Here is a 20907-nt window from a genome sequence, read left to right as displayed (position 1 = left end):
GCTCGTTTCGAAATGTCACACGAATATTCAGTACATATGAAAATCGCCCGGACGCACTGCAACAGTGCATTCGAGCGATTCTTTCGGCGGAATCAACCATATCAATACGTCCTGTCAGGCAGCAGAAACATGCGATGGCAATCTCAATATCGATATCGCATAAGAATCGATATCGCATAAGAAAAGCCCGGATGCGATTATCGCTTCGCATCCGGGCCTGTTGTGTGAGTCTGTTCAGTTACGATTGCGGATTCTATACCGTTCGATCAGCCCTTGACTGCGCCGGAGGTCACGCCTTCGACGATATAGCGCTGCAGGAACAGGTACAGGATGAGAATCGGCAGCATGGCCAGCAGCAGGGCCGCCATGATCAGGCCGATGTCGTTGGAGTAGGTGCCGTAGAAGATCTGGGTTGCAATCGGAATGGTGTACAGTTCGCGACGGCCCAGAACCAAGGACGGCAGCAGGTAGTCGTTCCAGAACGCCATGGCATCGATGATGGCGACGGTGGCGACGGTCGGCTTAAGCAGCGGGAACACGATCGTCCAGAAGGTGCGCCACTTGGAACAGCCGTCGATGCTGGCCGCTTCTTCAAGCTCGTTCGGAATGTTCGTCTTGATCGCGCCGTGGAACATAAACACCGCCAGAGAAACCGAGAAGCCGGTGTGCATGAGAATCAGCGTGATACGGCTATTCAACACGTCGAGCAGGCCGCCATAGACGGAGACGAGCGGAACCATGAGCACTTGGAACGGAATGACCATGGAGGCCACCATGAGTGCAAACACCATGCCGCCGAACTTCCACGAGGGGTTGCGCACGATTACGTACGCGCACATCGCGGAGAACAGGATGGTCAATATGGTTGCGCTGATGGTGATGATCGCGGAGTTGCCGAACACGGTGACGAAGTTCATCTTGTCCATTGCCCTGGGGAAGTTCTCCAGGGTGAACCCGTGCTTACCGATCAGTGCCAGCGGAGCGGTGTTGATGTCTGCCTTGGTCTTGAAGACGTTAATCACGACCAGGATGAACGGTGCGATGAATAGCAGCAGCAGAATCGTCAGAACGACGATCATCAGTGCATGCAGGACCTTAGTGCGAGTGCTGACTTGACCCTTCATTATGCTGCCACCTCACCCTTCTTGCCGAAGTACACCTGCAGCATGCCGATCACTGCGCAGACGATGAAGAGGACCAACGCCTCCGCCTGACCGGTGCCATAGTTCTTGTAAACGAATGCCTGATTGTAGACGTGCATTGCTGCGAGCACCGACTGGTTGAACGGTTCGCCCTTGGTAAGCGAAAGGTTCAGGTCGTACACCATGAAGCAGCGGGTGGTGCTCAGGAAGATGCACTGAACGAAGGAGGAGCGCATCAGCGGGATGACCACGTGCCACATGGCCTTGCCCTTGTTGCAGCCATCGATCATGGCCGCTTCCTTCAGGCTCTGGTCAACGCTCATGAAGCCTGCCACGTAAATCAGCATCATGTAGCCTGCGTACTGCCAGACCGAAACGAGAATCAAGCAGAGCATTGCGCCGTTTGGCGTGGAGAGCAGCGATGCGTGGTCTGTTTGCGTCGCTGCTTCGGCGATAGCCACGAATGCGCGGTTGAAGACGAACTTCCACACGTAGCCCAGAACGATGCCGCCGATGAGGTTCGGAATGAAGAAGCCCGCACGGAAGAAGTTCTGCCCCTTGATGCCGCTGGTCACGAGGTAGGCCAGCAGAAAGGCGACGATGTTGGTGAGGATGACGGCGATGACGGAGTAGATGAAGGTGCGTCCAAGCGACTGCCAATATGCGGTGTCGGCAAGAGCCGCCTTGTAGTTTTCGAGACCAACGAACGGCTTCGTTGTCGAAACGCCGTCCCAGCTGGTGAATGTCAGATAGAGGCCATAAAAGAACGGCAGGATCACCACGGCGAAGAAAAGAATCGTCGCCGGACCACCGAACATCAGAAACTGGCCGATTTTATAGGAAAGCTTATTCTGTTTCATGATGGATCCCATACGTGCCGGGGATGTAAGGTCCGCCGCAGGAAGGAAGCGGCGGACCCTGCATCATGGTGCATTATTTGGAAGTTCAGGCGGTTGCGCCGGTGAACTTAGCGGTCTTCCAGTAGTCCTGGATGTCCTGGGCGAGGCCTGCACGGTCCTCTTCACCTGCGAGCCACTTCTGGAAGGCCGCGCCGAGCACGGAGAAGTGGTCGTCAGGCAGGTAGTTGTAGTTGTCGATCAGCTTGCCGGCGTCAGCGTAGGACTTCACGGACTTACCCAGCGGATCGGATGCTTCAATCTCGTTGTTCTTGAACGGGGAGATCAGAGCGGCATCCTTGGAGATGAACTCCTGACCTTCCTTGTCTTCGGCAAGCCAGTTCAGGAAGTCCTTGGCGGCCTTACGCTGCTCGTCGGAGGTGTTGTCGGAGGAGTCGATGAAGAAGTACTTGGAGCCGCCGCCGACAAGCTTCTCATTGGAGCCGTCATCGGTGTTCTGCGGAACCGGCATGAGGCCCATGTTCTCGGTGTAATCGTACTGGTTAAGCACGGACCAATCCCAGTTGCCGCCGAACATGAAAGCAATCTCGCCCTCGGCTAGCTTCTGCTCAGTCACCTCACGCTCGGCGGAGATGGCGGAGGACTTGGCGTAGTTGTTGTCCTTCATCACGTCGAAGAAGTCCATCAGGGAGTTCCACTTGGCGTTGGAGCTGAGGTCAACCTTGCCATCCTTGAGCTCATGGCAGAAGGCGTCCGGATCTTCCTGCTCCTCGTAGACTTCCGGCAGGAGGTGCCCGGCGAGGGACCAGTCTTCCTTCATGACACCGGTCGGGGATTTCATGCCGCCGGCCTTGAGCTCGTCGATGAGATCCTTGAATTCGTCAAGGGTCTTGTAGTTCTCAGGCTTGAATTCCTTACCGGTGACCTTCTTGATGGCGTCAGCATTGTAGATCAGGCCACGGGCTTCGACGGAAACCGGGAAGCCGTAGGTTTTGCCGTCGATGCTGATGGCGTAGTCAGTGTCCTTGACCCAATCCTGATCGGACAGGTCAACGGCGTGCTCCTTGGCCAGCGAGTAGACATCCTTGGCATCAACCATGGAGATGGTGTATGGATCCTTGGAAGCGTACTTAGTGGCGAGGTGAGCGGAAACGGTGTCGTTGGAGTAGTAGACCTCGACGTCTACGCCCTTCTCCTTGGAGTATTTCTTGGCCATGTCCTCCATCTGGCTTTCAATCTCGACCTTGGAGTTGAAGATAGTGACCTTGGTTCCGCTGGAACTGGACGACGATCCGCATGCTCCCAGCATGCCAACGGTCATCAACGTTGCGACGATAGCGGTGCCAGCCTTCTTCCAAGAAGAGAACTTGCTCATTTTCCAATCCCTTTCTATCCACGATCCACCCCGCAGCTTTGCTTGGTGAAGTGATATCGAACAGCGAGACCCAACCTTCCTTGTTGTGTTCCTCGGTTCTTGATAGATGACTTTATCAAACCAGTTCGAGCCTTGTCAAACCGGTTTGATAAAATCTTGGAAAGCCCCTCATCATCGGCGTGTTGCAACGCCTTGAGGCGTTGCAATCATTGAAATTGACACAGTTAATAAAAAATGGCGTGTGGTACAATGACCGTCAAAACCGCACAGCCCGTCCCAACACCTGTGATACAGCTGTGCATCGCAACGAAGGCGTGCGTTTTACGGAGGACAAATGGCATCCTGGCTCAACAATGCGATTTTCTACGAGGTTTATCCGCAGTCGTTCAACGATACGAACAGTGACGGCATCGGCGATTTCCAAGGCATCATCAACAAACTCGACTACATCAGCAACCTCGGCTGCAACGCAATCTGGATCAACCCCTGTTTCGACTCATCGGTCTACGATGCCGGCTACGACGTACGCGACTACTACGCCACCGCAGAACGCTACGGCACCAACGAAGACCTGCACCGACTGTTCGACCGCGCACATGAATTCGACATGCACGTATTGCTCGACCTGGTGCCAGGGCACACCGCAATCGACAATCCATGGTTCCTGGAATCCGGCAAAGGCACGCGCAACGCATGGACCGACCGCTATATCTGGCGTCCGATGACACAATCGCCGAACCTGAATTCGCCATATGAATCAATCCGAGGCTTCCTTGGCGGCATCGCGGAACGCCCCGATGCCGCGGCTGTCAACTGCTTCTCCACGCAAGCGTGCCTCAACTACGGATTCGGAACCGTCACCGAAGACTGGCAGTTCGCCGCCGACTCACCCGAAGCGCAAGAGGGACGCCTGCTCATCCAAAACATCATGGATTTCTGGCTCGGACTGGGCGCGGACGGTTTCCGCGTAGACATGGCCGGCAGCCTCGTCAAGGAAGATCCCGACTATTATTGGACCAAACAGCTGTGGCGTCAGGTGCGCGCGCACCTGGACGAAACCCACCCCGATGCCGTGCTGGTCTCGGAATGGGGCGATCCAGTCAATGCGCTGCACTCCGGATTCGACATGGATTTCCTCCTACATTTCGGCCCCTCGCACTACCTCGACCTGTTTCGAGAGAACCCGTATTTCTCCGCCTCCGCCAACGGTGACATCAAGGCGTTCGTAGACACGTATCAGGCCATGCTCGCCGACACCAAAGGACTGGGATACATCTGCGTGCCGTCGGGCAACCATGACATGATCCGCATGCGCGACACTCTCACCCCGGGCGAGATGAAACTCGCCTTCGCGTTCCTGCTGACCCTGCCCGGTTGCCCGTTCATCTACTACGGCGACGAAATCGGCATGCGCTACGAGCACGGGCTGCTGTCGAAGGAAGGCGGCTACGAACGTACCGGATCCCGCACGCCGATGCAGTGGAATCGCAATACCAACGCCGGTTTCTCGGCGGCGCACAGCGGAGACCTGTATCTGCCGATCGACCCCTCCGACGACCGTCCGGACGTGGCTTCGCAGGAAGGCGACGCAGCGTCGCTGCTAGAAACGGTACGGTCGTTCAACACCTTGCGGCTGGCTCATCCCGCGCTGCAGGCCGACGGAGCAATCGTATTCCTACATGCCGAGGACCATGCCCACCCACTGGTATACGCGCGCAGCGCAGGCGACGAGCGAATCGTAATCGCCATCAATACGTCCGACGCCGACGCAAGCTGCACGCTGCCCGACGATTACGCGGACCGGCTTGCGCACGCCGACGTCCTGCTGGCGATTGGCGACGCGGCGGCCCGCTGCGATGGCACCTTGCTGCATACGCCCGCCGGCAGCGCGACGATATTCGGATAAGTCGCAATATACGATTAGGGGGCATTTCGACCAAGTCGCGAAATGCCCCCTGATTACTGTGGAAGGCTCGTTCAGGAACGCTCAACCTTACGTCCCTTCGCATCGATCTCACCATCGACACGGCGAAAAATCCAGTTGTAAATCCATGCGCAGCAGTATTGCGGTAGCGAAATACCCATCATCAGCAATAGCGGAATAGCATAGACGAAAAACTGCACGTATAACGCGGCGAAAGCGGCAAGTATCACCAGCATGCACAGCGTGCATGGGAAGAAGCCAAGCGCGAGTTTCGCCGCGTTCCTCAGCATCGTCGACGTGGGATTGTCGTAACGGGACAGCAACGGGAAAAAATACTGCGCAATCGCAATGATGACCAGTCCGGCGAACACCACGACGATCATCATCGGAATACGCAAAACGTCCGACGACCAAGCGAGCATGCCGTCGACCGTCAGCACCGCCGCAGCCAACAGGAATGCCAGCCACGGCAGCAACGACTGCTTGAGGTTGCGCTTGAACGAGTCAAAAAACTGGCGCGACACATACGTCTCCTCATGACGGACCATGTGCCACAGCACGTTGTGCATGGCCGTGAATGAAGCGCCAGCCGTAACGATCGGAATGCAGCAGAGCAACGTGAGCACGTTGAGAATAATCAGATCGAACAGCACGCCCATGATGGTGAAAAACATGTTGTTTTGATCGAAGAGCTTTGACATCTTTGACATATGCTCACCTTACCCGTTTGTGCTTGGATTTCAGCTGATTCTCGGGAAAAACGATTTCTTGAGAAGCAGAATGCGAATCGTCCTTCCTGAAGGAGAGGTGACAAGAAGGACGATTACAGATTTATGGATGCACGCGCGATCAAGCGACGATCGGCGGATTGGCGATCAGATCGTCCGTACGATGTTCGCCCACGGAATCACGCCATGCGAGCGTGGCGACCGGCGTGGTGTTCTCCACACCAAGACCGCGACCCGGCTCGAAGGTGAGCGTGGCCTCGGTAGTTGCGCCCTTCCACGTGAAGCTGATGGACGTGTCACCGTCGGCGCTGTACGAAAAGGTTCCGTCGAACGCGTCAAGCTCATTGCGGAACTTGGCGAGCGCATTCAACGCCTTCACCACCGGACGCTGCAGATTCTCATCAATCTCAGCAGTGGAATAGTAATGGCGATTGATATCGCGGCCATTATTGGTCTTGCGCAGCAGCTCCATGTCGTTCTTGCCGGCAAGCGCGCCAACATAGTAGACCTGTGGAACGCCTGGCAGGAAGAATTGCACTGCGCGAGCCGCAATATAGTGCTGATCGTTGCATCCTAGCGCCGAATAGTAGGTGCTGTTGACCTGATACAGATCAAGATTGGACGCGGCAGCGCCGGTAGCGGCCTGCGATTCGCCGTGCGTGTTCGCGTGAATGGTGTTGACGAGATTGTCAACGTCCTCATCAGGCACGAGCCCCTTGAGCGAACGATCCAACTGGTCGGAGCCGATGTCGATCACGCCGATGCCGTCGTGCGTGTCGAGCACGGTGACGGCGTTGTTCGGGCGGATGTCGGTCCAGTGCGCCACGGGTTCAATGTGACCGGTATTCAACGAATGCAGCAGCAGCGGCGGAAGCGCGAAATCGTAGACGCGATCGACCTTCGATGCAATCTCAACCTGCTTCTTGTAGTAGGAATGCACTTCGATGAGGATTTCCAGACCGCGCTTGATGCCCTCCTCACGCAGGCGGGAGATGAGCTTGAACGTCTTCGGAGTCATGAAGCAGCTTGTGCCAGCTTCCTTAGCGCCGTAGCCGACGGCGTCGAGACGGATGTAGCTGACGTGGGACGCGGCCATCTGATCGAAGATGGACATGAGGTATTCCCAGCCCTTGTCGGAATCGGTGTCAATATCAACCTGCTGCGGGGTGAAGCTGACCCAGACCAGGCGGGTCTTGCCGGCGAACTTGTAGTGGGTGAACGGCAGGCCCGGGCGCGGACGGTAGATGCCGGCCAGATCCTCTTCGGTGGCGCCGTTCGGGAAGACGGAGCTCATGGTCAGAAACATCGGGTAATACTCGGATTCCTCACCTTTTTCAAGTACGTCTTGGAACTGCTTGGATTCCCAGCTCATGTGGTTGACGATGGCATCGACCATGATGCCGTGGGTCTTGGAAAGTTCAGCGACGTCGTCCCAGCTGCCGAGACGCGGGTCGACCTTGGTGTGGTCGATCGGGTCGAAGCCTGCATCCGCACCGTCGAATGGGGTGAAGAACGGCAGGATATGCACGCCGTCATACACGCCGTCGAAGCGGGTGCGCAGGATGTCGGTCATCGAGCTAAGAGTGCCATCGCCGAGACGATCGGCGTAAGTGATGAGTTGCACTTTGTTTTTCATGGGACCTCCCTTGGCTCATGGGCGCGGATGCAATGTGTGCGCGTCTACCTGTTTGCTGTTTATATGTGTTTATGACTGTGTTGCACGTACTTGCGCGCATTGCCTGCGCATAAGTACGTACGGATTTACGTACTCACGTACGTATCGAACCGGTTCGATGCTACCTCGAGAGAGGCGTTGTTGTCCAGTCCGAAGGTGGCAATGCGCGTGTCGAACCGGTTTGATTCGGTGTTCTATGCAACCCGGCGTTCCAATGCACAGCATCAACGCGTGGTATCGCCTGGCACCAGCGTCATGGGCATAAGCACGTTCGGCTCGAACGGCTTGGGAATATTCTTGCGTGAAGCGTTAGCTGCGGCCACTTCCTCATTGGCAATCGCCTGCACAATATGGTCGGCTGCCGACTGTGCGATCGCCGAGAAATCCTGCGCGACCGCGGTCAGCTTCATGCCGGCCAAATCGGTTAAATACGTTCCATCGTAGGCAACGATCTGCAGCTCGTTAGGAATGGAAATTCCGCGGCTCAATGCTTCGCGCACGCAGAACGACGCACCGATGTCGGAACTGACCACGGCATCGACGCCGTCGGTCGCCACCTTGTCGAGCGCATTGCTGACCGCACGATGATAGCCGGCAAAATCCATTACTTCGCCAGCTTCAACATACTCGTATTTCACGCCTGCGGAGGTCAATTCCTGTTCCAACGTGAGGTAGTAGCGCACCGTCGGGAACGTGGTCTTTCCCAAATCGAACGATCCTTCCTCGACTTCTCCGCGCGCAGCCAAATCGAAGAATTGATCTCGCGGACCGCCAATCATCACCACATGTTTGGCACCATTGCGGATCAGCATCTGCGCAATCAATCGCCCACCCTGCTCGTGGTCGGATCCGATTGACGAAATACCGTCTCCAAGCACACGGTCGAACGCGACGATCGGGCGATGAATCGACGTCCAATAATCGCCGGGATGCGAAGTGTGCGCACACATGACGATGCCGTCCATCATGTGCCGACGCAACATGTCGACATACTGGATTTCGCCATCCGCCTCATCTGCAGTAGAGCACAGCATAGTGCGTAATCCTTGCGCGGCGAGTGCATGCTGCAGATGTGCGGTGAACGTCGCAAAGAACGGATGACGAATGGTAGGCACGATGACGCCGACCAGATTCGTGCGATCATGATACAGATTGCGGGCAAGCTCGTTCGGCACATAATTGAGGGCTTGCATGGCCTTACGCACGCGGTCGCGCATGTCATCAGACACGTACCCGTTGCCGTTCACCACCAGCGAGACGGTGCTCAGAGACACCCCGGCCTTCTTCGCCACATCGCGCATGCCGACCATGATCACACCTTTCCCGTTATCACTGTTCTATCGCTGTATTCTCACGTGCTTACCACGCGCCTCTCGCGAGATATTATACTTATTTTCACATTCTCTCGAACCTGTTCGACAGTCCGGTGTGTATATCGTTTGACGGGGGCACCCCTCACTTTATTTCCATCATGTGTTTTTTTGATGATCCCTTGAAATCACATTCATGGATCACTTTTGCACTGCAGTCGATGCTGCATCGATGGAAGATACATCATGCACAACATCTTGCAAAACATCACAATTACGCACAACGAAAGAGACGGCACAAAGCTTGCGATATACACGCTCACTTTGCGCCGTCTTCTTGTATTGATGATGGCCTACATTGCGATCATTGCGATCAGTCGGTCGGAACGTCACCAGACTGCGTGTGGTCAAAGACCGGCTTGCTGTCTTTGTCGAAAGTGTAGACGCCGATATTCGCAGAACTCGGATCATTGTTCTTATTGAACGGCCCGATACCGGTCTGGCCCTAATACTGGATATCCTTGCCGTCCTTCAGCAGCGGCTTGGTCTGGTCGAATGCAATCACCAGCGTTGCATCCGGACTGGCGGCCTTGATGGCGGTTGCGCTCAGATTTCTTTCACGTTACTCAGCGACCGCCCGTGTAACGTGAAAATTACGCCGGATTGGCGAGCAGCGCAATGCCGAAACCGGTGGCCACGCAAATGAGAGGCACCGCGACGGTTGCTATTCCATAGCCCAGAGCCAGCGTAAAACGACGCTGGCGAATCAATGAAACCACTTCGTTGAGCGCTGTGGAGAATGTTGAGAAACCACCGAGAAATCCGACAACGAACATCATGACCGTGCCCATATCCACCGATTGCGAATAGTAGGACATCATGGCGATGCCCGCGCATAGCGAGGCGACGCCGTTGATGACGAGCGTGGATAGCGGGAAGTTGCGGCTCGTTCTCCGATTCTCGCGATTCCAGCCTCGTTGAATTGACACGTCGAGCACGTAACGGGCCATGGCGCCCAGACCGCCGAACAGACAGATCATCCACATCATCAGCACACCTCCCCGGTAGCCGGGTCGGCGACAAGCGAAATCTCCGCAGTGATCGGTTTGGGCTCGAAGCTGGGCGGAAGCGGGTTGGCCGGCTGCCGGATCGGCTGCGACTGCTGCTGGGGCTGCTGGATTGGTTGCGACTGCTGAATCGGCTCGGGCAGCTGCCCCAAGTCTGGAGTATCCGGCTCGCGTAGCAACGGCTGCGATGGCTGTGTCAGCTGAGGAACGGCCAGCGGAGGAATCTGCGGAACGCGGCCTGTCTGCATAGGCTGGCTGGCGGTCGGCGGCACGGTTGGTGTTTCGACTCGCGGAACCTGTCCCGTCTGTGCAATCTGCTGGGCCGCCTGCGCGGCCTGCTGCGCCGCCTGCGCGGCTTCCATTGCGGCCTGCGCGGCAGAACGCGCTACGTCGGCCACTTTCACATGGCGTACGCCCTGCGTGTCCGATTCGGCAGAATCGGACACGGAAACAGCTGAAAACGCACCTCGAACCCGCTTTCGAGTACTCCGTGACAGCAGTGCCTGCATCAGAACCACGCCGGCGGCGGCAGTGAACAAACCGCCTGCAAAATTTCCCGCAAGATAGCCAAGCGCACTGGCGATATGCCGCTCGTGCAGACCTTCCATCGTTTCCAGCATCACGCCGGACATCGTCGAAAGCCCACCGAGCAAGCCGAGCCCAACGCCACGGCTGACAACCTGCCGCACCCGGCGACGCAGCCACGAAGCGGTCGCCATGAATTCGGTCAGCATCGCGAACAGGAAGCAGGCGACCATATTCGACACAAACGTGCCCACAACGAACGGCGTCCCGCTGACCGACGGCAGAAGCATATCCAACGCATGCCGACAGCCGACTCCAACAAATCCACCGACGAACACCACAACATACATCAGTCCGTCGGCGAGCGGATTGAACCGCGCCTGCATACGTTTCATCGGTGCCAGGGGAATCGTAGGCGGATCCATGGTGTTAGCGGCGGGCGCGGTTGCACCAGCATGCGTCACCTCAACAGTGTCGATTGTCTGCGTGATGGGATGCGAGTCCTCACCCGCAGTCACCACGTCTCCCGGCGATTGTTCTTGCGATTCCATTGCGCTCCCCCTGTACTGGCCTCCTGCGGACAGCGTTGTTCCGCCCATAGGCCGTGCAACAACGAGCTGGGCCGCGGTTGCCGCCTTCCTAACGCATATGAGTTTACACGGAGCGCCAACGTATGCACCCTGGATGTCCGATTCCGCAGATTCGGACATCCAGAGTCCAGCCGAATTCAGCCAGGCTCAGTCAAGCCGGGCATCACACAGCCGCCGCATCGCAGGTCGCACCTCGCGCTCCTCCTCGCCACTGAACAGCACCACCAGATAGTCACCGGCACGCAGCTGTGTATCACCGCGCGGCACGATCTCGCTTTCGCCGCGACGCAGGCCGATGATCAGACACCCAGACGGCCAACGCACGTCACGCACCCGCTTGCCGTCCGCAATCGCCCCCATTTCCAATGGCAGTTCCATAATGCCGCTGCCCACATGGCTTGCGATCGCCATCTGCATGCCTTGCGCGCGCACGTACCGCTCCAGCAACTCCCCATAGATCGGTTTGGTGCGCAGCAGATCGGACACCAACAGCGCGATGAAAGCGACAGCCGCGACCGGCAGCATGTGCGTCAACGTTCCGGACATCTCCACAGCCAACAGAATCGACGTGATCGGCGTTTTCACGGACGCGGCGAGCGTGCCCGTCATCACGCACACCGCAAACACCGCCACTGCGTCGGATGGCAGATCACCGAATCGATGCAACACTTCACCGCAGATGCCGCCGGCCAGCGAACCGACCGCAAGAATCGGCATGAAAATACCACCAGGCGCACCTGAGCCGAAACTCGTGGATGTGAACAGCGTCTTCGCCACGAACAGCAGACACAGCATTCCTAAGCCGACGCGCGCATGTTCGGCGGTATCAATCAGATTCGAGCCGCCGCCGAGCACATCGGGCAACCAGATGCCGACAGGCAACGCGATCGCAATCGCAATCATCGGGCGGCTCCATGCCGGCAGTTTGCCGTACAGCGTCTGGAAGCCAAGCAACGAGCGGTTCATCAGCGAACCAACCAAACCGGCCACCAATCCCAACGGAATCAGCCACACATACTCTTCCAACGACAGCTGACCGATATCACCGAAATCCAAAACCGGACGCAGACCGAAACAGTATTTCGAGACGAAATCGGCGGTCAGCGATGCGGCGGTAGCGCCCATCAGAATCGCAGGGGAAAAACTCCGATGCACCCCTTCCAAAGCGAACATCATGCCGGACAGCGGCGCGCTGAACGCGGCGGACAAGCCGGCCGCGGCACCGGCGGTGACCAGATAATGCTCCTGCATGTCCTCACGGCGGCGGCCACGCAAACGGTGGGACACACACTGCGCGCCCGACGCACCAATCTGAATGGACGGCCCCTCACGGCCGAGCGACAGACCAAACAACGCGCCCAACAGTCCACCGACGAAACGGACTGGCAGAATCGTCTGCCAACGCATCTTCAAGCCGCATATCACCACGCCGTTGGTCTGCGGGATGCCGCTGCCACCAGCCATCGGCTCCTTACCGACCATCCACGCGATCGCCAGCGCGGCCGCCACCGCGGCAACCGCCCACGGCGCAATCAGCCACGGGGTCTCGCGAATCCGCGCATATATCCAACGGGACGCATCCGTGCCGTATTCGATGCCGAGACGGTATACGACAACCAGCAATCCTGAAACCAGACCAATGACTATGCCGGCCGCCGCCATCTTCCACTTCAAGTGGTCGAATCGCGGAATCAGCCGGCGGATATCATGTGCCGCGTCGTTACCAGTCAAGCCGGGAAATTCGTTGCAGACGGTCAGTCGACCAGCGAATTGATCTGAATGACATGGTCGCGCTGCGGGCCGGTGCCGATCACGGAGATACGGCAGCCGGACAGTTCCTCAAGACGCTTGACGTAATCCTGACAGGTCTTCGGCAGATCATTGAAGTCGTGGATTTGGGAAATATCCTCGTCCCAACCCGGCATGGATTCGTAGATTGGTTTCGCCGCCGCGAATTCGGACTGATCAGTAGGCATATCGTCGCGGCGTTCGCCGTTGACATCATAGGCCACGCACAACGGGATTTCCTTCAGGCCGGTAAGCACGTCAAGCTTGGTGAGCACGATGTCGGTCAGGCCGTTGACCCGAGCCGCATAACGATTGACGACCGCATCGAACCAGCCGCAACGCCGCGGGCGACCCGTAGTCACACCATACTCATGACCCTGCGCACGCAGCCACTCGCCATCCTCGCCAAACAGCTCAGTCGGGAACGGACCTTCGCCCACGCGGGTCACGTATGCTTTGGAAACGCCGATCACGCGGGTGATCTTGGTCGGGCCGACACCGGTACCGGTGCATGCGCCGCCGGCGGTCGGGTTGGAGGACGTGACGAACGGATACGTGCCGTGATCCACGTCGAGCATGGTGGCCTGGCCGCCTTCGAACAGCACGGTCTTGCCTTCGTCAAGTGCCTTATTGAGCACCAGCGAGGTGTTGGCCACGTACGGCTTCAGACGTTCGCCAAGCTTGAGCAGCTCGTCGGTAGTCTCGTCCACGTCGATCGGACGACGGTTGTACAGCTTGACGAGCATCTGATTCTTCTGATGCAGGCTCGCCTCGACCTTGTCATGCAGATGTTCGGCGTTGAACAGGTCGTGTACGCGGATGCCGACGCGGTTGATCTTGTCCGCGTAGGCCGGACCGATGCCGCGGCCGGTGGTGCCGATCTTATGCTTGCCAAGGAAGCGTTCGGTCACCTTGTCGAGCGTGCGATGGTACGGCGCGATCACGTGCGCGGCTTCGCTCACCAGCAGTCGGGAGCAGTCCACGCCACGGCTTTCAAGACCGTCGATCTCCTCGAACAGCACTTCGGGATCGACGACGACGCCGTTGCCGATCACGGGGGTCACGTTCGGGCTGATGATGCCGGAGGGCAGCAGGTGCAGCGCATACGATTCGTCACCAACGACCACGGTATGGCCCGCATTGTTGCCGCCATTGAAACGCGCAACATAGTCGACCTTGGTGCCGATAAGATCGGTCGCCTTGCCCTTACCTTCGTCGCCCCACTGGGCACCGATCAAAACAATTCCAGGCATGTTGTTGCACCTCCGCGCGTATGCGATTTCGCCTCAAAGCCTTACCCAAGGCCTTACAAAGACTACCCTGCGCCCTCTACCGGATATCTGCCGGATATGCACCGATCGGCCGTTGAAACTAGTCAGTTCCATCGTTTTCGTCTCATACAACGCGACACACCCACCGTGCCGCACACGCCGCATGCATTACACGGCGCGTGCGGCATCACACTACTTCAACGCCTTGCCCGCGCTGCCAAGCTGCCTGCAAGCCTCCACCACGCGTGCGGCCATGGCGCTTTCCGCTTCGCGCCCCCACGAACGCGGGTCGTACATCTTCTTGTTGCCCACCTCGCCATCGATTTTGAGCACCGAATCATAGTTGGAGAACATGTGACCGGCCACCGCACGGCTGAATGCGTACTGCGTATCGGTGTCGATGTTCATCTTCACCACGCCGTAGCTCACGGCCTGCGCGATCTCCTCCGGCGCGGAGCCGGAACCGCCGTGGAACACCAGGGCGAACGGCTTACCGGGAGCGACATCCAGCGAGTGCGCGGGGTCGGGCATTTCGCCGGCCTTGATCGCGAGCGCGACCGTGGTCTGGATTTCGTCGAGCAGTTCGGGGCGCAGTTTCACCACGCCTGGTTTGTATGCGCCGTGCACGTTGCCGAAGGTGAAGGCGGCCATGTAGCGTCCGCGCTCGCCGAGGCCGAGTCGTTGCGCGACGGCGATGCCTTGCGCGGGCGTGGAATACAGTTTGTCGTTGATTTCGGCGCTGTGCCCGTCTTCTTCGCCGCCGACCGCGCCGATTTCGATTTCCAGCACGGTGCGCGCGGCTTGGGATTTGTCGAGCAGTTCTTCTGCGATGTCGAGGTTTTCACCCAGCGGCACTGTGGAACCGTCCCACATGTGTGACTGGAAGGTCGGTTCCTGACCGTGCTTCACCTGTTCGACTTCATGATCGAGCAGGGGGCGCACCCATTCGTCCAAATACTGTTTGGCGCAGTGGTCGGTGTGCAGGGCGATGGTGATGTTGGGGTATTTCGCCGCGACTTCGTGCGCGAAGGCTGCGAAGGCAAGCGAGCCGGTGACGCGGTCGTTGACGCGTTGCCCGGAGAAGTAGGCGGCGCCGCCTACGGAGACTTGGATGATGCCATCGGATTCCGCCTCGGCGAAACCCTGGAGTGCGGCGTTCAGGGTCTGCGTGCTGGTCACATTGATCGCGGGATAGGCGTAACCGCCGCGGCGTGCGGCGTCCAGCATTTGCGCATAACGTTCCGGCGTTGCAATAGTCATGCCTCCATTATCGCCCAACCCTATCCCACTTGTCATGTGACAACATTCGCCATCTTTCCTTTCCGTTTTCCCGACCGTCCGCTCCATATCCAGGTCGCCCGCCCCACTAGGGCCATATGCCGAGCGTTCTCGTCTCATATCCCGACACTTGCGGGACCGACCAATAAACATGGCGAAACCATTGCGATCGTTCCATCGGAAGTCATAGAATATTCACCGGATCGCGCGACGAAGAGCCCAACCGGGTGTTCCCGCACGGGCATGCCGCCGCACGTAGATGTTGCGACCAATACCCGCGAGGAGGCTTGATGCACCAGGTTTTCGCCATCTTCCTTCGAGACGTGAAACGCATTCTGAAGAACCCTGTGGCGCTCGTCGTCACGCTGGGTGTGGCTATCATCCCATCACTGTACGCATGGTGCAATATCCTCGCCAACTGGGACCCGTACGCGAACACGGGCAACATCCAAGTCGCTGTGGCGAACGAGGACAAGGGCACAACCTCCACGCTGGTCGGCCATCTCGACGCTGGCCAGCAGACCGTCAACCAGCTTAAGAAGAACCATCAGCTCGGCTGGCGTTTCGTTCCCAAGCAGCAAGCCATCGAAGGCGTGGAATCCGGCAAATACTATGCGGCGATCGTACTGCCGGAAGACTTCAGCTCCAGACTCATCGGCACCGTCACCGGTAAAGGCGACCGACCGTCGATCACGTACTACATCAACGAAAAGCTGAACGCGATCGCGCCGAAAATCACCGATACGGGCGCGACCACGATCGACGAACAGATCAACACCACTTTCGTTTCCAGCGTGGCCGACGCCGTGGCAAAGGAAGTGAAGGAGACAGCGGGAGAAACCACCGGCAGCGTGAAAAGCGCGCAAAGCGACGTCATCAACGATCTAACCGACACCATCAACCAGCTCGAAACCGTCCAACAGCAGCTGCGCGACACCCGTTCCACGCTCGACAAGGCCCTCACCACCATCGATTCGGCCAAACAGTCCAACATCGCGCTCGCCTCGGAAATCACCAACTCGCTTGACACCGTCGGCAAGGCGTCCGACTTGCTGAGCGAGACGCGCACACAAACCGAACGATTCTCGAACACGCTGGTCGGAGCGCTCGACAACGGCAGCACGCAACTGTCCGGCCTGCAGGTCAACGTGAGCAATGCCACCGGCACCGTGCTCAGCGGACTGAACACCACGCAGGACGCGCTCGACCAAGTGTCCAGCACCATGCATCACATCAACACCACCACCGGCACCGTGCTCGACGGCGTGGAGAAGGCGTTGCAGGCCAGCCAGCTGGATCCGAACAGCCAAACGTATAAGGATCTTTCCGCGCAGCTCGCCGAAGCCCGCAAACAGCTGACGTTCCAGCAGCAGCGCATCGACGCCTTCGATCAGGACACCACGGCTGCGATCAACGCGGGGAAGAGCACCGCGAACGGGTTCAATGACGATGTCACCACGCTGGCGAAGAACGGCACGGCGTCGATGGCGAGCGCACGCACGACCATCACCGGCACGGTCATGCCGAATCTCAACACCGGGCTCGATACACTCAGCCTGGCCAATGGGTCGCTGTCCGGCACGCTTACCACGCTGCAAAGCACGCTGGAACAGGGCAACGGGCTGCTCGACCAGTTGTCGCGCACCGTGACCCAAACGAACACCACCATTGCTGGCACGCAGACGCAGCTCGCCAATCTCGCCAAACAGCTCAACACCACGCGCACCGATGTGGCCGCGTTGAGCAGTTCGGCGATGTTCCAGCAGCTTTCCCAAGCGCTCGGACTTGACGCGAGCGAGGTCGGCTCGTTCGTGGGCGAGCCGGTGCATTTGGACGAACAGGTCCTCTACCCGGTCAAAAACTATGGTTCCGCGGTCACGCCGTTCTACACGAATCTTGCGCTGTGGGTCGGCGGATTCGTGCTCGTCGCGATCTACAAGCTTGAAGTGGACCGCGATGAGAAGATCCGCATGTACACGCCACGCCAAGGCTATATGGGCCGTTGGCTGCTGTTCGTCACGGTCGGATTTCTGCAGGCGATCATCGCCACGATCGGCGATCTCGCGCTGGGCATCCAATGCGAGCATCCGTTCCTGTTCATCCTCGTCGGCATTTTCGCCTCGTTCGTCTACGTGAACATCATTTACGCGCTCGCCGTGGCGTTCCGGCATATCGGCAAGGCCGTCGCCGTGATTCTGGTGATCATCCAGATTCCGGGCGCGGCAGGCCTCTACCCCATCGAGATGATGCCGGAATTCTTCCGCCGTCTGAAACCGTTCCTACCGTTCACTTACGGCATCAACGCGATGCGCGGGCCGATCGGCGGCATGTATGCCAACCATTATTGGATCGACATGCTCTCGCTGTTCTGGTATCTGCCTGTGGCGCTGTTCATCGGCTTGGTGGTCCGCAAGCTGGCGTTGAACCTCAACCGCCTGTTCGACAACCGTCTGGCGGACACTGATCTGATGATCACCGAACATAACGAAGGCACGGTGGAACCGTTGCGGCTCACCGAGACCGCGCAGCAGATCGCCGAGGAGTTCCCCGAACTCGCCCGCAGACGGGCGATTCATTTCTTCCGCCTGTACCCGCGCCTGGTGCGTTGGGGATTCCTTGCGCTGGCGGTACTGCCGTTCGTGTTCCTGCTATTGCTATTCATCACGCGCATGAAGCTCGCCATGCTGCTCGGTTGGATCATTTCGATCATCGCCATCGACACGTATCTCATCGTGGTGGAGTATCTGCGCGAACGGTATGCGAATTATCTGGGCGAGGAAGCGATGAGTGCGGAAGAGTTCCGCAGCGCGATCCTGCACGAGAACCTGCTGTTCCGGCCGGGCATGCATTACAAGCCGATGCATGCCATACGTACGAGGCTGTATGAGGCTGCGCATGGTGGTTCGGCCGGACATGCGACTGAACATGCGGCTGAATATGCGGCTGGAAACACGGACGGAAATGCTGGCAGGAGTCGGCGTGAGGAGGGGAGCGAACAGTGAAAATGATCTGGGGCATCTTCAAGCGGGACATGTGCCACGCCACCCGCAACGTGATCGCCGTGATCGTCTCGATGGGCCTGGTGGTAGTGCCGGCGCTGTACGCCTGGTTCAACATTGCGGCCAGCTGGGACCCCTACGGCAACACCAAGGCATTGAAGGTCGCCGTGGCCAATAACGACAAGGGTTACAAGTCGGATCTCATACCGGTGCGCGTCAACGTGGGCGAAACCATCATCAGCACACTGCACGCCAACGACCAGCTGGACTGGCAGTTCGTGAAAAGCGACAAGGCAATCGACGGGGTGAAATCCGGCGAATACTATGCGGCGATCGTAATTCCGAAAGGTTTCAGCGCCGACATGATGACGCTGTTCTCCCCCGACATCAAACACGCGCAGCTCAAGTACTATCTGAACGAGAAAATCAACCCGATCGCCCCGCATATCACCGATCAGGGCGCGACAACCGTGGTCAACACAATCGACAAAACCTTCGCCAAAACGATCGCGCAAGTCGGACTCGACCTGGCCTCAAGCATCCTACGCTATTCGCAAAGCCCGCAAATGGCCGAATACATGCGCAACCTCAACGGCAATCTCACCACCATGGCGGATACGCTGAGCGGCGCATCGCAGCAGGTGACGTCGTATTCGCAGCTGCTCGGCTCGGCGAACGACATCGTGGATTCCACGGGCAAACTGCTCGCCTCGGCGACCACGGCGGGCAAACAGGCCCAGAACGCGTTGAAGCAAGGCAAATCAGGTGCCACGTCGTTCACTTCGGCAGGTGCGAACGTCACCTCCTCGGTGAACACCGCGCTCGACCAGGTGTTAGGCGCGTTCGACCAAGTAGCTGCCAAGGTGAACAAGGCGTTCGACGCGATCGGCAAGGGCGCAGACACCGCAGCCAGCCAGTTGACAACGTTGAGCGAACAAGTCTCCAGCGGCGAATCGCTGTACGACACGTACATCACAAGCCTCAACCACATGCGCGAATCGGTGGAACAACTACCGGACAGTGATTCCGCGAAACAGGCGCTGCTGGAAGCCATCGACCGGGAGATCACGCTGCTGGAAGCCGCCAAAGGCGATTCGCAGAAGCTCGCGCAGCAGCTGAAAGACGCTTCCACGCAGGTCACGCAGGATGCCGCAGCCGCGGAAAGCTCCCGCAAGGAGATCCTGAACCGCATCACCTCCGCGAAGCAGTCGATCAGCAATGTGCGCGACGATTACGCCACGAACGTCAAGCCGAAAATCGACGCGCTCGCCTCCACAGTCAGCACGCTGATCTCCCAAACCGACAGCATGATCACCCAGCTGAGCGGCACCGCCGACGATCTGGACGATGTGACGGGCGATGTGGGGACGAATGTGACGTCCATCCGTTCCGCGCTCGGCGCGATCGCGAAGAAACTCGACTCGTCGGCAGCGACGGTGAAGGAGCTGATCACGAAGCTGGAGACGGGCGGGAACGCCGGCGACGGCAACAGCGATGGTGGCGACGGTGACAACGACGCCAGTTCGTCCGATTCGGGTGAATCGGACGAACTACGTGCACTGGCCACCGCCAACGCGTCCACACTGTCCACGCTGATTTCCGCGCCCGTCGCACTGCATCGCGTCTCGGTGTACCCGATCGCGAACTACGGTTCGGCCATGGCGCCGTTCTATACGATCCTGTCAATCTGGGTGGGTGCGATCATCCTATGCGCCATGCTGAAAGTGACGATTTCGGACCGCGAGAAGGCGCATGTGCTGGGCTTAGGCGACACGCTGCCGCGCATCGCCGGCCCGTCCGGCCCGGGGAACGCCTCACGTTGGGGACTGCGCCTCGACCACGAGTATTTCGGACGGTACACGATCTTCGCACTGCTCGCGTTGCTGCAGGGCACACTGGTTTGCCTGGGTGACATGTATTTCCTTGGCGTGCAGGCGAATCATGCGCTGCAGTTCCTTGCCGTGGGGTGGCTTGCCGCGCTCGTGTTCTCGAATATCGTGTATACGCTGACCGTGTCGTTCGGCGATATCGGCAAGGCCGTGGCCGTGGTGCTGCTGGTGATGCAGGTCGCCGGTTCGGGCGGTACGTTCCCTATCGAGACGCTGCCGAAGTTCTTCCAAATGCTCTACCCGTTCCTACCATTCCCACACGCCATCGATGCCATGCACGCCGCGATGGCCGGATCGTACGGCAATGAGTACCTGCTTGACATGGTGTATCTCGCCTTGTTCCTGATTCCTTCGCTGCTGCTGGGATTGGTGTTGCGCAAGCCGGTGATCCGGTTGAACAACTGGGTGAGCCGCAATCTGGAGTCCACCAAGGTGATGTGACGAGGCGGATTTGAACGGGCTGGTTTGAGCCGGTTTAGATCGGTTTCG

The 20907-nt window shown here is 58.4% G+C and carries 14 protein-coding genes; 3 read left to right on the top strand and 11 right to left on the bottom strand.

The features are described from left to right. Nucleotides 1-266 precede the first annotated feature (266 nt). The 3 genes from BBKW_RS00405 to BBKW_RS00395 form a co-directional block, all read right to left on the bottom strand. The gene (locus tag BBKW_RS00405) at nt 267-1124 is read right to left on the bottom strand and encodes a carbohydrate ABC transporter permease (protein WP_033501517.1); all 858 of its coding nucleotides are present in this window, start codon (nt 1122-1124) and stop codon (nt 267-269) included. Next, a complete protein-coding gene (locus BBKW_RS00400; protein ID WP_228429031.1) occupies nt 1124-2002 on the bottom strand; it encodes a carbohydrate ABC transporter permease in 879 nt (292 codons plus the stop codon). Before BBKW_RS00400 ends, BBKW_RS00405 begins: the two co-directional genes overlap by 1 nt. An 85-nt stretch (nt 2003-2087) precedes the next feature. Continuing rightward, nucleotides 2088-3374 (bottom strand): ABC transporter substrate-binding protein, encoded by a 1287-nt coding sequence (locus BBKW_RS00395; RefSeq protein ID WP_033501519.1) that lies wholly within the window; start codon nt 3372-3374, stop codon nt 2088-2090. A 334-nt stretch (nt 3375-3708) separates the two neighbouring features. On the opposite strand from BBKW_RS00395, the gene BBKW_RS00390 reads away from it, so the two are divergent. Next, nucleotides 3709-5280, top strand: a complete 1572-nt coding sequence (locus tag BBKW_RS00390) for an alpha-amylase family glycosyl hydrolase (RefSeq protein WP_033501520.1) — start codon at nt 3709-3711, stop codon at nt 5278-5280. A gap of 71 nt (nt 5281-5351) precedes the next feature. On the opposite strand, the gene BBKW_RS00385 is transcribed toward BBKW_RS00390, so the two are convergent. The 8 genes from BBKW_RS00385 to fbaA form a co-directional block, all read right to left on the bottom strand. Further along, a complete protein-coding gene (locus tag BBKW_RS00385) occupies nt 5352-6008 on the bottom strand; it encodes a YesL family protein (RefSeq protein WP_033501521.1) in 657 nt (218 codons plus the stop codon). Between the two features lie 139 nt (nt 6009-6147). After that, nucleotides 6148-7662 carry a sucrose phosphorylase gene (gtfA, locus tag BBKW_RS00380; protein WP_033501522.1) on the bottom strand — a complete coding sequence of 505 codons (1515 nt, stop codon included), beginning with the start codon at nt 7660-7662 and terminating at the stop codon, nt 6148-6150. A gap of 263 nt (nt 7663-7925) precedes the next feature. Then, complete coding sequence (locus BBKW_RS00375; RefSeq protein ID WP_033501523.1) at nt 7926-9011, bottom strand: LacI family DNA-binding transcriptional regulator; 1086 nt, start codon at nt 9009-9011, stop codon at nt 7926-7928. A gap of 653 nt (nt 9012-9664) precedes the next feature. After that, entirely contained in the window at nt 9665-10060 is a 396-nt protein-coding gene (locus BBKW_RS10660) for a fluoride efflux transporter FluC (RefSeq protein ID WP_033501524.1), read from the bottom strand. Beyond that, nucleotides 10060-11154, bottom strand: a complete 1095-nt coding sequence (locus tag BBKW_RS00365) for a fluoride efflux transporter FluC (protein WP_033501525.1) — start codon at nt 11152-11154, stop codon at nt 10060-10062. Before BBKW_RS00365 ends, BBKW_RS10660 begins: the two co-directional genes overlap by 1 nt. A gap of 186 nt (nt 11155-11340) precedes the next feature. Beyond that, the gene (locus BBKW_RS00360) at nt 11341-12924 is read right to left on the bottom strand and encodes a ClC family H(+)/Cl(-) exchange transporter (RefSeq protein ID WP_033501526.1); all 1584 of its coding nucleotides are present in this window, start codon (nt 12922-12924) and stop codon (nt 11341-11343) included. 23 nt (nt 12925-12947) lie between these two features. Continuing rightward, nucleotides 12948-14234: an adenylosuccinate synthase gene (locus BBKW_RS00355; RefSeq protein WP_033501527.1), complete on the bottom strand. Its 1287-nt coding sequence runs from the start codon at nt 14232-14234 to the stop codon at nt 12948-12950. 210 nt (nt 14235-14444) lie between these two features. Continuing rightward, nucleotides 14445-15512 (bottom strand): class II fructose-bisphosphate aldolase, encoded by a 1068-nt coding sequence (gene fbaA / locus BBKW_RS00350; protein ID WP_033501528.1) that lies wholly within the window; start codon nt 15510-15512, stop codon nt 14445-14447. Between the two features lie 308 nt (nt 15513-15820). On the opposite strand from fbaA, the gene BBKW_RS00345 reads away from it, so the two are divergent. Together BBKW_RS00345 and BBKW_RS00340 are read left to right on the top strand one after the other, a co-directional pair. Next, complete coding sequence (locus BBKW_RS00345; RefSeq protein WP_033501529.1) at nt 15821-18532, top strand: YhgE/Pip domain-containing protein; 2712 nt, start codon at nt 15821-15823, stop codon at nt 18530-18532. Nucleotides 18533-18534: 2 nt separating this feature from the next. Next, nucleotides 18535-20859 (top strand): YhgE/Pip domain-containing protein, encoded by a 2325-nt coding sequence (locus tag BBKW_RS00340; protein ID WP_081962282.1) that lies wholly within the window; start codon nt 18535-18537, stop codon nt 20857-20859. Nucleotides 20860-20907 lie beyond the last annotated feature (48 nt).

The organism is Bifidobacterium catenulatum subsp. kashiwanohense JCM 15439 = DSM 21854 (assembly GCF_001042615.1).
Classification (GTDB): domain Bacteria; phylum Actinomycetota; class Actinomycetes; order Actinomycetales; family Bifidobacteriaceae; genus Bifidobacterium; species Bifidobacterium catenulatum.
Note: the sequence above shows the minus strand (reverse complement) of the source record. Positions and strands in the feature narration are given on the sequence as shown.

Excerpts from the sequence above, each read along its gene's own strand:
- BBKW_RS00405 (WP_033501517.1), bottom strand. The coding sequence starts at position 1,124 with ATGAAGGGTCAAGTCAGCACTCGCACTAAGGTCCTGCATGCACTGATG.
- BBKW_RS00400 (WP_228429031.1), bottom strand. The coding sequence starts at position 2,002 with ATGAAACAGAATAAGCTTTCCTATAAAATCGGCCAGTTTCTGATGTTC.
- BBKW_RS00395 (WP_033501519.1), bottom strand. The coding sequence starts at position 3,374 with ATGAGCAAGTTCTCTTCTTGGAAGAAGGCTGGCACCGCTATCGTCGCA.
- BBKW_RS00390 (WP_033501520.1), top strand. The coding sequence starts at position 3,709 with ATGGCATCCTGGCTCAACAATGCGATTTTCTACGAGGTTTATCCGCAG.
- BBKW_RS00385 (WP_033501521.1), bottom strand. The coding sequence starts at position 6,008 with ATGTCAAAGATGTCAAAGCTCTTCGATCAAAACAACATGTTTTTCACC.
- gtfA (WP_033501522.1), bottom strand. The coding sequence starts at position 7,662 with ATGAAAAACAAAGTGCAACTCATCACTTACGCCGATCGTCTCGGCGAT.
- BBKW_RS00375 (WP_033501523.1), bottom strand. The coding sequence starts at position 9,011 with ATGGTCGGCATGCGCGATGTGGCGAAGAAGGCCGGGGTGTCTCTGAGC.
- BBKW_RS10660 (WP_033501524.1), bottom strand. The coding sequence starts at position 10,060 with ATGATGTGGATGATCTGTCTGTTCGGCGGTCTGGGCGCCATGGCCCGT.
- BBKW_RS00365 (WP_033501525.1), bottom strand. The coding sequence starts at position 11,154 with ATGGAATCGCAAGAACAATCGCCGGGAGACGTGGTGACTGCGGGTGAG.
- BBKW_RS00355 (WP_033501527.1), bottom strand. The coding sequence starts at position 14,234 with ATGCCTGGAATTGTTTTGATCGGTGCCCAGTGGGGCGACGAAGGTAAG.
- fbaA (WP_033501528.1), bottom strand. The coding sequence starts at position 15,512 with ATGACTATTGCAACGCCGGAACGTTATGCGCAAATGCTGGACGCCGCA.
- BBKW_RS00345 (WP_033501529.1), top strand. The coding sequence starts at position 15,821 with ATGCACCAGGTTTTCGCCATCTTCCTTCGAGACGTGAAACGCATTCTG.
- BBKW_RS00340 (WP_081962282.1), top strand. The coding sequence starts at position 18,535 with ATGATCTGGGGCATCTTCAAGCGGGACATGTGCCACGCCACCCGCAAC.